Raw genomic sequence first — 14,757 nt, 5'->3', positions numbered from 1 at the left:
GTCCAGCCGGTCGTACGCGGCGCGCCCCGGCCGCGGCCCGTCGCTCATGCTACGCATCGCCTTCGCCACTCCCCGCGACCTCCACCAGGTCGAGCCCGGCGAGGTCCGCGAGCGCCCGCAGCTCGGGCAGCAGACGGCCGGTCGCCAGCGCCCAGTGGTGGCCGACGCCGCTGGCGCTCCACTCGTCGCACCACTCGCCCGGATCGCGGCCGAAGTCGACGCGGGAGGTGGTGTTGCCGATGGCCAGCAGCGGTCCCGCGGTGACGGTGCCCGCGGAGGCGATGAGCCGGTAGCGCCCGTCGCGGGTCTGGCCGAGGCCGACGGCGGTGACGGGCCCGTGCCGTACGTCGAACTCCACCGACACCCCCCATCCGCGCTTGCCGTGGTAGACGCCGAGGCCGCGCAGCAGCGGCCGGCCCTCGCTGATCGCCAGGTGCCCGGGCCCGTCGTGGCCCATCTCCACCACGCCGTCGCGGAAATTGAGCGCCTGCATCTCGGTGAAGGAGCCGCCCGCGCCGAACCGGTCGGCGACGAGCATGGCCAGCGAGGTGCGCAGCTCGTACTCGCCGGCGGCGGGGATTCCTCGGGCGGTGAGCAGGGAGGCGCCGAGGATCATGCCGGCGCCCAGCCGCTCGTGCGCCTCGCCGTCGAGACCGCGGTGGTAGTACGCGAGGGAGTCGAGGTCGAAGTCGGCGACGAGCCGGTCGAGACCGACCGACACCCGGGCGGCCCACGCGAGGTCGTCGGGGTCCACGGCCGCGTCGAGGTCGAAGACCTCGCGGGTCTCGGCGAGCTTCGCCGCCACCTCGGCGTCGCCGGCCTTCTCGGCCCGTACCCGCAGATCGTCGAACTCCAGCACCTCGACGTGGCCGCCGAGGTTCGCGGTGACCATGGTGAGGTCGGTGGAGACGTCGTACATGCCCGGGTAGAGGTGGCCCATCAGCCCGTGCCGGCCGCCGCGCAGCACGGCGCGCACCCCCGCGGCCCGGATCCAGCGGCCGATCCGCGCCCACGCCCGCTCGTCCTCCAGGTGACCGGAGACCGAGCGGAAGGGGACGCCGCAGCGCTCGAAGGCGTTGGCCATCTCGGGCAGCGGGCAGGCGCCGCAGTAGGCGAGCCACTGGCCGGTGTCGAAGCTCGCGTGGTCCATCGCCTCGGTGGGCTGGAGGTTGATCAGCAGCACGGGCGCACCGCTGCGCTGGGCGACGGGGACGAGCATCGTCGCGGTCATGTACGTGGTGAGGAAGCCGACGATCAGATCGCAGTCCGCGGCGCGCAGCTTCTCCGCGGCGGCGGCGCCCTCGGGGGCGTCGGAGATGAAGCCGACGTCGACGACCTCGGCGTCGAACCCCGCCATCCGCTCCGCCACCCGGGCGGCGGAGCGCTTGAGCTGCGGCAGCAGGTCGGGGAACTGCGGCCAGTACGCGCCGAGTCCGCCGGCGACCAGGCCGATGCGGGGACGACGGGCGGTGGCGGGGGTGCGTGCGGTCGTCATGGTGGCTCCTTGCGGTCGCGCCTAGCGGGGCAGGGCGAAGTCCACGGTGCGCAGCGGCGAGGGCGTGGTGCCGGTGGACTTCTGCTGGTACATGAAGGACAGGACGCCGTCCTGGGCGAGCCGGGTCTCGTCGAGGTTCACCTCGCCGAAGGCGCCGAGGTCCGCGCCGTCGAAGAGGACCTTCCAGTCGGTCCAGCCGGAGGCGGCGGAGGCGGCGACGATCCGGCCGTAGGGCAGCACGGCGTAGGCGTTGTCGTGGCGGTCGAAGGCGAGCTTGGAGCGCTGGGTGGACTCCAGGGGCACGGGGATCTCGGTCTTGTGCCAGCGGCCCGCGTCGTCTCGGTGGACGTGGAAGACGCGGGCGTTCGCCCTGCGGTCGGCGACGTAGTTCGTGGAGCACTGGCCGAAGCGGCCGGGGACGTAGCTGATGAGGGCGTGGGGACGGCCGGCGGAGTCGGTGGCCTGGTGCTCCTGGTTCATCAGCGCGTGGTCGGCGTCGAGCGGGTCGGCGACGGTGCCGGGGTCGTCGAAGGCGACGAGGTCGGGGCCGCCGGTGGTGCCGACGACCTGGCCGGCGGCGTTGGTCCAGGTGCGGCCGTCGTCGGTGGAGCGGACGTAGCCGGTGTCATGGTTGCTGAGTCCGCCGGGGGCGCACATGACGGCGGTGTTCTGCTCACGCCAGGTGTAGAAGGCGTGCAGCGTGCCGTCAGGCCCGTAGTCGATGCCGTGCAGGTACATGTTGCGGGCGGAGCTGCTGCCGTGGGCGGTCGTGTACGTGCCGGTGGATCCCGACCACTGGCCGAGCGCCCGCCACCGCTTCCCGTCGTACGCGGCCAGCGCGTTGCGGCCGTTGCCGGAGACGCCGTCGCGGTAGCTGAGCAGCAGCCCGCCGGCGGGGGTGGCGACGAACTGCGGGTAGGTGAAGCGGCCGGTGAGCGCGAGCCCGTCGAGGGAGGTCTGTACGGATCCGAGGGCGTCCGCCGTCCAGTCGTGCGCCTCGGGGCGGTTCATCAGGCCGGGCGCGGACTTGAGATAGAAGAACCCGTCGGAGTGCGAGTCCATGTTGACGTGCAGCCGGCCGTCGGCGGCGGAGACGCCGAGGGAGATGACGTTGTGGGAGTCGTCGTACTTCAGCCTGTGGTCCAGGGTGACGGTCTCCCACGTCCGTTCGCCGAGCGGGCGGCGGGCGACGACGGCGCTGCGGTCGGCGGTGTACCACGCCGCGTACTGGTGGCGCTCGTGGGTGAGGATGCCGTTCTTCGTGAACGAGCTGTTGTTGACCAGCCCGTCGAACGAGACGAAGTAGACCGCCTCCGGGTCGAGTTCGGTGTCGGCGATCCGGGTCAGCGACGGGCCGGGCGCCGGGGGCGGCCCCGGCGCCGCGGCGGCGCGGGGATCCGCCGCGGCGGCCGGGAGGGCGCTCGCCGTCAGCAGCAGGGCGGCGGCGAGGAGCGCGGGCTTCACGAGCGAGCGGGTCGGCAGTCTCATGTGGGGGTCCTCAGTCGAGGTGGAAGACCTCTGTCAGGGGGCGTACGGCCGCGTCCGGCGCGGCGCCGTCGAGCGCCTCGAAGAACGGGGCCATCTCGGCCTGCCAGCGCGCGTTGACGTCGCTCGCGGCCATGGCGGCCTGCGCGGCGGCGAAGTCCGCGGTCTCCAGATAGCCGACGAGGAGACCGTCGTCGCGCAGGAAGAGCGAGTAGTTGCGCCAGCCGGCGGCAAAGAGCGCGGCGAGCATGTCCGGCCAGACGGCCGCGTGCCGCTCGCGGTACTCCGCCAGCCGGTCGGCGCGCACCTTCAGCAGGAAGCAGACGCGGCGCAGCCCGGCGCCGGCCATCAGAAGTCGTACTCGTCGATGTTCTTCTCGTCGAACACCGTCGGCGGGCCCAGGATGACCTCGCCGTCCTTGCCGACGGTGTACTCGCCGAGCCGGCCGGCCTCGAACGTCTCGCCCTCCTTGCCGGTGATCTGTCCCGAGGCCAGCGCGGCGGCGGCGTAGGCGCCGAGGTAGCCGAGGTCCTTGGGGTCCCAGAGGGAGAACTCCTCGACGGTGCCGTCCTTGATGAACTTGCGCATCTGGTTCGGCGTGCCGAGGCCGTTGAGCACGACCTCGCCCTTGTAGTCGGAGGTGCTGATGTAGCGGGCGGCGGCGGCGATGCCGACGGTGGTGGGCGAGATGATGCCCTTCAGGTCCGGGTACGCCTTGAGAAGGCCCTGGGTCTCCTGGAAGGACTTCTGGTCGTCGTCGTCGCCGTAGGCGACCTTGACCAGCTTCATGTCCTTGTACTCGGGCTTCTTCAGCTCGTCCTTCATGTAGTCGATCCAGGTGTTCTGGTTCGTGGCGTTCTGTGTCGCCGACAGGATGGCGATCTCGCCCTTGTGGTCGAGCTGTTCCGCGATGCGCCGCACCTGGCTGCGGCCGATCTCCTCGGAGCTGGCCTGGTTGATGAAGAGCTGGCGGCAGTCCTTGGCGGTGTCGGAGTCGTAGGCGACGACCTTGATGTCCTGCTGCATGGCCGTCTTCAGCGGGCCGCAGACCGCGTTGGGGTCGTTGGCGGCGATGAGGATGGCGTCCTGGCGCTGCTGGACGAGGGTGTTGATGTACGAGACCTGCGAGGACGCCTTGGCGTCGGAGGGCCCGACCTCCTTGGCCTCGGCGTCGAACTCGGCGCTCGCCTCGATGCCCGCCTCGTCGACGATCTGCTCGTAGGGATTGTTGATCTGCTTGGGCAGGAACGCGATCTTCAGGCCCTTCTTCAGGGGCGCGTCCGGGTTCGCGGTGGCGTCGGACGCCTGCTCCTTGGCGTCGTTTTCCGCGTCGTCCTTCGTGGTGCCAGAGCAGGCGCCGACCGCCAGGGTGAGGGCGCACAGCGCGGCTGTCGCGGCGAGGGTGCGGCTCTTGTTACGCATGCGGGTGAACCTTTCGCGTTCGGTTTTCCGCATCCGCGGAGCGGAGGCGGAGGGGGCAGGTGGGGGCGGGCGGAGGTCGGACGAGGGTCAGGGGGCCGCCGCGAGGCGGCGGTTGCGGCGCTCCGCGAGCGAGGAGACGGCCCGCGGGGCGAGTACGGAGGCGATGAGCAGCAGCCCGGTGACGATCACGCGGATCTCGTTCGCGACGTCGTTGAGGGTGAGCAGGTTGTTGAGCAGGCCGATGAGGAGCACGCCGGCCACGGCGCCGCCGAGGGTGCCCTTGCCGCCGTTGAAGTCGACACCGCCGAGGAGCACGGAGGCGATGACGACGAGTTCGAGGCCGAGGCCGTTGTCGGCGCGGGCGCTGCCGTAGCGCAGGGTGTAGACGATGCCGGCGAAGGACGCCATCAGGCCGGAGACGACGAACAGCGCGAGCTTGATGCGCTTGACGCGGATACCGGCGAACCAGGCGGCGTCCTCCTGCGCGCCGATGGCGTACAGGGAGCGGCCGAAGCCGGTCATGTGCAGCAGCACGGCGGCGAGCACGGCGAGCACCGCGAAGAGCGCGATGGGGTACGGCACGAAGGTGCCCGGCACGGTCTCGGTGGAGGAGGCCCACTTCGAGTAGGTGTCGGGGAAGCCCGCGACGGCCTTGTCGCCGAGGACCACCGAGGCCAGACCCCGGTAGAGCGTGAGGGTGCCGATGGTGACGGCCAGCGGCGGCAGCCCGACGCGGGTGACGAGCCAGCCGTTGAGCAGCCCGCCGGCCGCGCCGGCGAGCAGGCAGACCGGCACGATCAGCTCGAAGGCGTACCCCGCGTCCCACAGGGAGCCGGCGAGCGCGCTGGACAGGCCGAGCATGGAGGCGACCGACAGGTCGACCTGTCCGGCGACGACGAGCAGCGTCATCGGCAGCGCGATGAGGGCGATCTCGGCGGTGTCGTTGAGTGCGGCGGACATGTTGCCGGTGGAGGCGAAGCCGTCGGTGGACGAGGTGCCGGCCAGGAACACCGCAATCAGCAGGATGCCGACGGCGGTGTCCCACCGCAGGTAGGTGCCGAGCGACTTCACTGCCGCCTCCTCTTCCGCAGCGCGCTGGTGGTGCGCCGCTGCACGATGCGGTCGGTGGTGATGGCGGCGAGCAGCAGCACGCCGGTGATGGCCTGCTGCCAGAAGGAGCTGACCTTGAGCACGACCAGCGCGCTGCCGATGGTGGTGAGCAGCGCGGCGCCGAGCGCGGCGCCCCATACGGAGCCGACGCCTCCGGTGATGGCGATGCCGCCGACGACGACGGCGCTGACGACGGTCAGCTCCCAGCCGTTGGCGGCGTCCGCGACGACGGTGCCGAAGCGGGCGAGCCAGAGCGCGCCGGCGAAGCCGGCGATGGCGCCGGAGAAGGCGTACGCGCCGAGCACGCGGCGGCGGATGGGGATGCCGGCGAGGCGGGCTGCCTCGGGGTTGGACCCGATGGCGTACAGCTCCCGGCCGCCGGTGTAGGCGCGCAGGTAGTACGCGGTGCCGGCGAGGACGGCCGCGGTGATCAGCGGCAGGTACGGGATGCCGAGGACGCTGCCGGTGCCGAGGGAGAGGACGTCGTCGGGGAGGTTGGCCGCGTTGATCTGCTCGCCCCCCGCCCACCAGTAGTCCAGACCCTGGATGACGTAGAGCATGCCGAGGGTCACGACCAGCGCGGGCACCTTGCCGAAGCTCACCAGCAGCCCGCTGACCAGCCCGCACGCGGTGCCCAGCGCGATGCCGAGCAGGACGACGACGAAGGCGCTGTGGTCGGTGCCGGAGACGAAGTCGCCGCAGGCGAAGGCGGTGAGGCCGACGACGGAGCCGACGGAGAGGTCGATGTTGCGGGTGATGACGACGACGGACTGGCCGACGGCGAGCAGGACCAGGATGGAGGAGTTGAGCAGCAGGTCCTTGACGCCCTGGTCGTCCAGGAAGCTGGGGTTGGCGATCCAGGTGCACAGGATCAGCAGGACGAGGGCGCCGCCGATGGACAGTTCGCGGGCGCGGAAGACCATGTCGGTCAGCGAGCGCGCGGAGCGTTCGGTGCCGCCCGCGGGGGCGGGCTCGGTCTTCTGTACGGTCGCGCTCATGCCGCCGCCTCCCTGGCGCCGCGGCCGGTCGCGGCGGTCATCACCGACTCCTCGGTGGCCTCGGCCCTCGGGATCTCGGCGACGAGGCGGCCCTCGTGCATGACGAGCACCCGGTCGGCCATGCCGAGGACCTCCGGCAGGTCGGAGGAGACCATGAGGACGGCCAGGCCGCCGGCGGCCAGCTCGGAGAGCAGCCGGTGCACCTCGGCCTTGGTGCCGACGTCGATGCCGCGGGTCGGTTCGTCCACGATGAGCACCGACGGCTCGGTGGCCAGCCACTTGGCCAGGACGACCTTCTGCTGGTTGCCGCCGGAGAGCACGCCGACGTCGTCGGTGAGCCGTCCGTACTTCAACCGCAGCTTCGCCGCCCAGTCGGCGGCCCGGCCGCGCTCCAGCGTCCGCTTGACGAGCCCGGCGGAGCCGAGGCGGCCGAGGCCGGTGAGGCCGATGTTGCGCTCGATGGACATCTCCATGACCAGGCCGCGCTGCCGCCGGTCCTCGGGGACGAGGGCGACGCCCGCGTCCATGGCTGCCGTCGGCGAGCCGCGGCGCAGCGGACGGCCGGCCACGTGCACCTCGCCGGCATCGGGCGTGTCGACGCCGAAGGCGGCCTGGACGACCTCGCTGCGGCCGGCGCCGACGAGTCCGGCGAGCGCGACGATCTCGCCGCGGCGGACGTCGAAGGAGACGTCGTGGAAGACGCCTTCGCGGGTGAGCCGCCGTACGGACAGCGCGGTCTCGCCCAGTTCGGCGTCCTGCTTGGGGTACAGCTCGTCCAGGTCGCGGCCGACCATGCGGCGTACGAGGTCGTCCTCGGTGAGCGCGGCGACCTCGTCGGTGGCGATCCAGCGGCCGTCGCGCAGCGTGGTCACGCGCCGGCAGAGCCGGAAGATCTCCTCCAGCCGGTGCGAGATGAACAGCACCGCCGCGCCCTCGGCGCGCAGCGCCTCGACGACGGCGAAGAGGCGGGCGGTCTCGCTGCCGGTGAGGGCGGCGGTGGGCTCGTCCATGATCAGGACGCGGGCGTCGAACGACAGCGCCTTGGCGATCTCCACGATCTGCTGGTCGGCGATGGACAGGCCGCGGGCCGGGCGGTCGGGGTCGAGGTCGACGCCGAGGCGGCGCATGAGCGCGGCGGTGGCGTCGTGGACCGAGGCGCGGTCGATGCGGCGCAGGGTGCGGCGGGGCTGGCGGCCCATGAAGATGTTCTCGGCGATGGACAGGTCGGGAAAGAGCGTGGGTTCCTGGTAGATCACGGCGATGCCCGCGTCGCGGGCGTCGGCCGGGCCGTGGAAGGCCACCGGGGCGTCGTCGAGGAGCAGTCGGCCGGCGTCGGGGCGGTGCACACCGGCGAGGGTCTTGATGAGGGTGGACTTCCCCGCGCCGTTCTCGCCGGCGAGGGCGTGCGCCTCGCCGGCGTGCAGCGTGAGGGAGACGTCCTGCAGGGCGCGTACGGCCCCGAAGGACTTGCTCAGGCCGCGCGCGGCCAGGACGGGCACTTCTGTCATGGTCAGCACCGTTGCGGTCGGCAGTTCATGAAAGGATTCAATGAGTTTTCACGGAAGCTAGACCTCCCCCAACAGGCACGTCAATGGGTCGGACATGGAAACTTTCCGGGCAATGTCACGTTCTCCACGGCCCCTTGACACCCCCTCAGCACCTCCCTAACTTCGTCACCTGAAACGATTCATGCTCGCGCCGTCCCCCGGAGGACCCCGTGATCAGCAGACGTTCGCTCCTCGGCACCGCCACCGCCCTGGGCACCGCCGCCGCCACCGGCGCCGTCCCCGCCGCCCGCGCTGCCACGGCTGCCGGGACTGATGCGGTCCGGGAGGCGGCGGTGACCCGGCCGACCGTCGAGTACGTCAGCCGGCCCCTCGGGCTCGACGTCGACCGCCCCCGGCTGAGCTGGCCCGTGGAGTCCGGCACGCCGGGCGGGGCGCAGAGCGCGTACCGGATCCGGGTGGCCACCGCCCCGGACAAGCTGAGCGACCCCGACGTGTGGGACAGCGGCAAGGTCGCCTCCGGCGACTCCGTCCTCGTGCCGTACGGCGGGCCGGCGCTGCGGCCCCGTACCCGCTACCACTGGACGGTCCGCGTCTGGGACCGGGACGGCACCGCCTCCGACTGGAGCGAGCCCACCTGGTGGGAGACCGGGCTGCGCGGCGAGGAGTGGGACGCGAGCTGGATCGCCGCGCCCGACCTGCCGACCGACGCCCCCGACATCACCGGCTCCTCGTGGATCTGGTTCCCCGAGGGCGACCCGGCCTCAAGCGCCCCCGCCGAGACCCGCTGGTTCCGCGCCCGGCTCGACGTCCCCGAAGGCGTCACCCGGGCCCGGCTCGTCGTGGCCGCCGACGACCGCCACACCACGTACGTCGACGGCACCGAGGTCTCCTCCGGCACCGCCTGGAACCGCCCCGACGTCGTGGACGTCACCAAGCTGCTCACCGCCGGCACCGCGGTCGTCGCGGTCTCCGCCACCAACGGCGCCGTCGGCCCCGCCGGGCTGCTCGGCGCCCTCGAACTCACCACCGCCGACGGCGTGACCACCCTGGTCACCGACGGCACCTGGAAGTCCGCCGACGCCGAGCCGGCCGCCGGCTGGACCGCACCGGACTTCGACGACTCCGCCTGGGCCGCCGCCAAGGTCCTCGCCGCGTGGGGCACGGGCCCGTGGGGCAAGGTCAGCGTCCCGGTCTCGCTGCCCGCCGCCCAACTGCGGCACGAGTTCCGGCTGCCCACGCGGCGCATCGTCCGCGCACGGCTGTACGCCACGGCCCTCGGGCTGTACGAGGCGCATCTCAACGGCCGCCGGGTCGGCGAGGACGTGCTCGCGCCCGGGTGGACGGACTACCACAAGCGGGTGCAGTACCAGACGTACGACGTCACCGGCCTGCTGCGGCCCGGCGCCAACGCCATCGGCGTCGATCTGGCCGCCGGCTGGTACGCGGGCAACCTCGGCTGGTTCGGCCCGCACCACTACGGCGAGCGCCCCGCGCTGCTCGCGCAGTTGGAGGTCACGTACGCCGACGGCAGCGTCGAGCGGATCCTGTCGGACACCGGCTGGCGCGGCACCGGCGGCCCGGTCACCGCCGCGGACCTGATGGCCGGCGAGGACCACGACGCCCGGCTGGAGACCCCCGGCTGGACCGCGCCCGGCTTCGACGACTCCGGCTGGCGGCCCGCCGAGGCCGCCGACTCCGGTGGCACGGCAATCGTCGCGCAGGTCGACGCGCCGACCCGGGTGGAGAGCGAGCTGCCCGCTCAGAAGGTCACCGAGCCCGCGCCGGGGGTGTTCGTCTTCGACCTCGGCCAGAACATGGTCGGCGCCGTCCGGCTGCGCGTGCAGGGCAAGGCCGGCACCGTCGTCACGCTGCGCCACGCCGAAGTCCTCAACCCCGACGGCACCCTGTACACCGCCAATCTGCGCACCGCCCGCGCCACCGACACGTACACCCTGCGCGGCGCGAGCGGCGGCGAGGTCTACGAGCCGAAGTTCACCTTCCACGGCTTCCGCTACGTCGAGGTCACCGGCTACCCGGGCCCGCCGCCGCAGAGCGCGGTCACCGGCCGGGTCATGCACACCGCCGCGCCGTTCACGATGGACTTCGAGACCAACGTGCCGACGCTGAACCAGCTCCACTCCAACATCACCTGGGGCCAGCGCGGCAACTTCCTGTCCGTGCCCACCGACACCCCCGCCCGCGACGAACGCCTCGGCTGGACCGGCGACATCAACGTCTTCGCGCCCACCGCGGCGTACACGATGGAGTCCGCCCGCTTCCTCACCAAGTGGCTGTACGACCTGCGCGACGACCAGGCCGACGACGGCGCGTACCCCGACGTCGCCCCGTGGATCGGCCCCGTCGGCAAGGGCGTCGCCGGCTGGGGCGACGCCGGCACCACGGTGCCGTGGGCGCTGTACCAGGCGTATGGCGACACCCGGGTGCTGGAGCAGTCGTGGGACTCGATGCTGGAGTGGCTGGAGTACCTGAAGCGCAACAGCAACGGCTACCTGCGCCCCGCCTCGGGCTACGGCGACTGGCTCAACACCCAGGACGAGACCCCCAAGGACGTCATCGGCACCGCGTACTTCGCGCACAGCGCCGACCTCGTCGCCCGGATCGCCCGCGTCCTCGGCCGCGACCCGGCCCCGTACGACACGCTGTTCGGCGCCGTACGCGAGGCGTTCACGGCCGCGTACGTCTCCGAGGGCGGCGCCCGGATCAAGGGCGACACGCAGACCGCGTACGTGCTGGCGCTCTCCATGGACCTGTTGCCCGAGGACGCCCGCAAGCCCGCCGCCGACCGGCTCGTCGCGCTCGTCGAGGCCCGCGACTGGCATCTGTCCACCGGCTTCCTCGGCACCCCCCGGCTGCTGCCCGTGCTGACCGCCGCCGGCCGCACCGACGTCGCGTACCGGCTGCTGCACCAGGACACGTTCCCGGGCTGGGGCTACCAGATCTCCAACGGCGCCACCACGATGTGGGAGCGCTGGGACTCCATCAAGCCCGACGGCTCCTTCCAGGACGCGGGTATGAACTCCTTCAACCACTACGCCTACGGCTGCGTCGGCGAGTGGATGTACCGCCACATCACCGGGATCGCCCCCGCCGAGCCGGGCTTTCGCAAGCTGCTCATCCGGCCCCGCCCCGGCGGCAGGGTCGACCGGGCCGTTGGCACGCTCAGCACGCTCTACGGCCCCGTCACCACCGACTGGCAGGAGCGTGACGGCCGGCTGCGGCTGGACGTGACGCTCCCCTTCAACACCACCGCCGAGGTCTGGGTCCCGGCCCGGTCCGCGGCGGACGTCTCCCACGGCCGCACCCGCTTCCTGCGGATGGAGGACGGCTGCGCCGTCTTCGCCGCGGACGCGGGCACGCACCGCTTCGCCAACTGACCACACCCCACACGACAGCGACACCCCGCGCGGAAAGGCTTCGCGATGACCGTGAAAGCGGCACTCAAGTCCCAGGCAATCGAGACACCCTCCTGGGCGTACGGCAACTCAGGCACACGCTTCAAGGTCTTCGCGCAGCCGGGGGTGCCGCGCACGCCCCAGGAGAAGCTGGACGACGCCGCCCGGGTGCACGAGCACACCGGAGTGGCGCCGTCCGTCGCGCTGCACATCCCGTGGGACCGGGTGGAGGGCGCCGACGGCTACGCGGCGCTCGCGGCGTACGCGAAGGAGAGGGGCCTGCGGCTCGGCGCCATCAACGCCAACGTCTTCCAGGACGACGACTACAAGCTGGGCTCGGTCACCCACCCGGACCCGGCGGTGCGGCGCAAGGCGCTGGCGCACCTGAGGGAGTGCGTCGACATCATGGACGCCACCGGCTCGCGGGACCTGAAGCTCTGGTTCTCCGACGGCACCAACTACCCCGGCCAGGACGACGTGCGCGAGCGCCAGGACCGGCTCGCCGAGGCGCTGTCCGCGGTGTACGAGCGGCTGGGCGAGGGGCAGCGGATGCTGCTGGAGTACAAGCTCTTCGAGCCGGCGTTCTACCACACGGACGTGCCGGACTGGGGCACGGCGTACGCGCACTGCCTGCGCCTGGGCGACCGGGCGCAGGTGGTGGTGGACACCGGGCACCACGCACCGGGCACCAACATCGAGTTCATCGTCGCGGTGCTGCTGCGGGAGGGGAAGCTCGGCGGCTTCGACTTCAACTCCCGCTTCTACGCCGACGACGACCTGATGGTCGGCGCGGCCGACCCGTTCCAGTTGTTCCGCCTCATGTACGAGGTGATACGGGGCGGAGGGCTCGGCCCCGACGTGGCCTTCATGCTCGACCAGTGCCACAACATCGAGCCGAAGATCCCGGCGATCATCCGCTCGGTGATGAACGTCCAGGAGGCGACCGCCAAGGCGCTGCTCGTCGACCGCGGGGCGCTGACCGCCGCGCAGCGCGAGGGCGACGTGCTGGCCGCCAACGCCGCCCTGATGGACGCCTACAACACCGACGTACGGCCGCTGCTGGCAGAGGTGCGCGAGGAGATGGGGCTCGAACCGGATCCGATGGCCGCCTACCGGCGCTCGGGGTGGGCCGAGCGGATCGTCGCGGAGCGGGTCGGCGGCACGCAGGCCGGGTGGGGCGCGTGAGCGGGGGGCCCGGCGCGTACGACCCGGTGGCCGACCTGCTGGCGCGGGCGCACCGGCTGGGGGCCGATCCGCGCAACACCAACTACGCGGGCGGCAACGCCTCCGCGAAGGGCACCGCGACGGACCCGGTGACCGGGGGCGACGTGGAGCTGATGTGGGTCAAGGGTTCCGGGGGCGACCTCGGCACCCTGACCGCCGCGGGCCTCGCGGTGCTGCGTCTCGACCGGCTGCGGGCCCTGACCGGCACGTATCCGGGGGTGGACCGCGAGGACGAGATGGTGGCCGCCTTCGACTACTGCCTGCACGGGAGAGGATGGCTCCCGGGGGGAGAAGGCACAGCGCCCTCGATCGACACCGCCATGCACGCCCTGGTCGGCGCCCCGCACGTCGACCACCTCCATCCCGACTCCGGCATCGCGCTGGCCTGCGCCGCGGACGGCGAGGAGCTGACCCGGCGGTGCTTCGGCGAGCGGGTGGTGTGGGTGCCGTGGCGACGGCCCGGCTTCCAACTGGGCCTGGACATCGCCGCCGTGCACGAGGCGCACCCCGGGGCGATCGGCGTGGTCCTCGGCGGCCACGGCATCACGGCGTGGGGCGCGGACGCCGCGGAGTGCGAGCGCAACTCGCTGGAGATCATCCGCACCGCCGAGCGGTTCCTCGCCGAGCAGGGGCGGCCCGAGCCGTTCGGCCCGCTCGTCGAGGGCTACGGGCCGCTGCCGGCCGGCGAACGCCGGGCGCGGGCCGCGGCGCTGGCGCCGGTCGTCCGCGGGCTGGCCTCGGCCGACCGGCCGCAGGTCGGGCACTTCACCGACACCGACGAGGTGCTGGACTTCCTGGCGCGCGAGGCCCACCCGCGGCTGGCCGCCCTCGGCACCTCCTGCCCCGACCACTTCCTGCGCACCAAGATCCGCCCGCTGGTGCTCGACCTGCCGCCGGACGCCCCGCTGGAGGAGGCGGTCGCCCGGCTCACGGAGCTGCACGCGGCGTACCGCGAGGACTACCGCGCCTACTACGAGCGCCACGCCGCCCCGGACTCCCCGGCCATGCGCGGCGCCGACCCGGCGATCGTCCTCGTGCCCGGCGTCGGGATGTTCAGCTTCGGCAAGGACAAGCAGACCGCCCGGGTGGCGGGCGAGTTCTACGTCAACGCGATCAACGTGATGCGCGGCGCCGAGGCCGTCTCGTCGTACGCGCCCATCGCCGAGGCGGAGAAGTTCCGTATCGAGTACTGGGAGCTGGAGGAGGCCAAGCTGCGCCGCATGCCGCCGCCGAAGCCGCTGGCGACCCGGGTGGCGCTGGTCACGGGCGCGGGCTCGGGCATCGGGCGGGCCATCGCCCGGCGGCTGGCGGCGGAGGGCGCGTGCGTCGTCGTCGCCGACCGGGACACGGCCGGCGCCCAGGCGGTCGCCGCCGAACTGGGCGGTCCCGACAGGGCCGTCGCGGTGCCGGTGGACGTCACCGACGAGGAGCAGATCGCGGCGGCGTTCCGGGCCGCGGCGCTCGCGTTCGGCGGCGTGGACCTCGTCGTCAACAACGCCGGGATCTCGGTCTCCAAGCCGCTGGCGGAGACCACGGCGGCCGACTGGGACACCCAGCACGCCATCATGGCGCGCGGCTCGTTCCTCGTCTCCCGCGAGGCGGCGCGGGTGCTCGCCGCGCAGGGCATGGGCGGCGACATCGTCTACATCGCCTCCAAGAACGGCGTGTTCGCCGGGCCCAACAACATCGCGTACGGGGCGGCCAAGGCCGACCAGGCGCACCAGGTGCGGCTGCTGGCCGCGGAGCTGGGCGAGCTGGGCGTACGCGTCAACGGCATCAACCCCGACGGCGTCGTGCGCGGCTCCGGCATCTTCGCCGGCGGCTGGGGCGCCAAGCGGGCGGCGGTGTACGGGGTGCCGGAGGAGAAGCTGGGCGAGTTCTACGCGCAGCGGACGCTGCTGAAGCGGGAGGTGCTGCCGGAGCACGTGGCGAACGCGGTGTTCGCGCTGACGGCCGGCGAGCTGAGCCACACGACCGGGCTGCACATCCCCGTGGACGCGGGCGTGGCCGCCGCGTTCCTGCGGTGAGCGGGGCGTACGGGCCGACGACGGGCGGCGACGGGGCCGGCGGGAACTCGCTGCCGTTCGCGGCCGTCGACCTCG

General features: G+C 72.7%; 10 protein-coding genes. 3 read left to right on the top strand and 7 right to left on the bottom strand.

What is annotated here, in order from left to right:
* Positions 1 to 49: 49 nt before the first annotated feature.
* The 7 genes from ABGA99_RS03550 to ABGA99_RS03520 form a co-directional block, all read right to left on the bottom strand.
* Entirely contained in the window at positions 50 to 1,495 is a 1,446-nt protein-coding gene (locus ABGA99_RS03550) for an L-fucose/L-arabinose isomerase family protein (RefSeq protein WP_347582133.1), read from the bottom strand.
* 21 nt (positions 1,496 to 1,516) lie between these two features.
* A complete protein-coding gene (locus tag ABGA99_RS03545) occupies positions 1,517 to 2,983 on the bottom strand; it encodes a BNR repeat-containing protein (RefSeq protein WP_347576926.1) in 1,467 nt (488 codons plus the stop codon).
* 10 nt (positions 2,984 to 2,993) lie between these two features.
* A complete protein-coding gene (locus ABGA99_RS03540; RefSeq protein WP_347577039.1) occupies positions 2,994 to 3,314 on the bottom strand; it encodes an L-rhamnose mutarotase in 321 nt (106 codons plus the stop codon).
* A 14-nt stretch (positions 3,315 to 3,328) separates the two neighbouring features.
* Positions 3,329 to 4,402 (bottom strand): rhamnose ABC transporter substrate-binding protein, encoded by a 1,074-nt coding sequence (gene rhaS / locus ABGA99_RS03535; RefSeq protein ID WP_347576925.1) that lies wholly within the window; start codon positions 4,400 to 4,402, stop codon positions 3,329 to 3,331.
* An 87-nt stretch (positions 4,403 to 4,489) separates the two neighbouring features.
* Positions 4,490 to 5,473 carry an ABC transporter permease gene (locus ABGA99_RS03530; RefSeq protein ID WP_347576924.1) on the bottom strand — a complete coding sequence of 328 codons (984 nt, stop codon included), beginning with the start codon at positions 5,471 to 5,473 and terminating at the stop codon, positions 4,490 to 4,492.
* Positions 5,470 to 6,510 (bottom strand): ABC transporter permease, encoded by a 1,041-nt coding sequence (locus ABGA99_RS03525; RefSeq protein WP_347576923.1) that lies wholly within the window; start codon positions 6,508 to 6,510, stop codon positions 5,470 to 5,472. The genes ABGA99_RS03530 and ABGA99_RS03525 overlap by 4 nt, the downstream gene beginning before the upstream one ends.
* Complete coding sequence (locus ABGA99_RS03520; RefSeq protein ID WP_347576922.1) at positions 6,507 to 8,018, bottom strand: sugar ABC transporter ATP-binding protein; 1,512 nt, start codon at positions 8,016 to 8,018, stop codon at positions 6,507 to 6,509. Before ABGA99_RS03520 ends, ABGA99_RS03525 begins: the two co-directional genes overlap by 4 nt.
* A gap of 209 nt (positions 8,019 to 8,227) precedes the next feature.
* On the opposite strand from ABGA99_RS03520, the gene ABGA99_RS03515 reads away from it, so the two are divergent.
* From ABGA99_RS03515 to ABGA99_RS03505, 3 genes are read left to right on the top strand one after another with little or no spacing between them, the layout of a single operon-like run.
* Entirely contained in the window at positions 8,228 to 11,413 is a 3,186-nt protein-coding gene (locus tag ABGA99_RS03515) for an alpha-L-rhamnosidase (protein ID WP_347582132.1), read from the top strand.
* A gap of 45 nt (positions 11,414 to 11,458) precedes the next feature.
* The gene (rhaI, locus tag ABGA99_RS03510) at positions 11,459 to 12,616 is read left to right on the top strand and encodes an L-rhamnose isomerase (protein ID WP_347576920.1); all 1,158 of its coding nucleotides are present in this window, start codon (positions 11,459 to 11,461) and stop codon (positions 12,614 to 12,616) included.
* Entirely contained in the window at positions 12,604 to 14,682 is a 2,079-nt protein-coding gene (locus tag ABGA99_RS03505) for a bifunctional aldolase/short-chain dehydrogenase (protein ID WP_347576919.1), read from the top strand. The genes rhaI and ABGA99_RS03505 overlap by 13 nt, the downstream gene beginning before the upstream one ends.
* Positions 14,683 to 14,757: the final 75 nt, after the last annotated feature.

Origin of the sequence: Streptomyces sp. B5E4 (assembly GCF_039871555.1) — a bacterium.
Classification (GTDB): Bacteria; Actinomycetota; Actinomycetes; order Streptomycetales; family Streptomycetaceae; genus Streptomyces.
The sequence above is the reverse complement of the archived record's forward strand: the minus strand, read 5'-3'. Positions and strand labels throughout refer to the sequence as shown.

Bases quoted from the DNA above. Each gene is read 5' to 3' on its own strand.
- ABGA99_RS03545 (WP_347576926.1), bottom strand. From the start codon at position 2,983: ATGAGACTGCCGACCCGCTCGCTCGTGAAGCCCGCGCTCCTCGCCGCC.
- ABGA99_RS03525 (WP_347576923.1), bottom strand. From the start codon at position 6,510: ATGAGCGCGACCGTACAGAAGACCGAGCCCGCCCCCGCGGGCGGCACC.
- rhaI (WP_347576920.1), top strand. From the start codon at position 11,459: ATGACCGTGAAAGCGGCACTCAAGTCCCAGGCAATCGAGACACCCTCC.
- rhaS (WP_347576925.1), bottom strand. From the start codon at position 4,402: ATGCGTAACAAGAGCCGCACCCTCGCCGCGACAGCCGCGCTGTGCGCC.
- ABGA99_RS03520 (WP_347576922.1), bottom strand. From the start codon at position 8,018: ATGACAGAAGTGCCCGTCCTGGCCGCGCGCGGCCTGAGCAAGTCCTTC.
- ABGA99_RS03550 (WP_347582133.1), bottom strand. From the start codon at position 1,495: ATGACGACCGCACGCACCCCCGCCACCGCCCGTCGTCCCCGCATCGGC.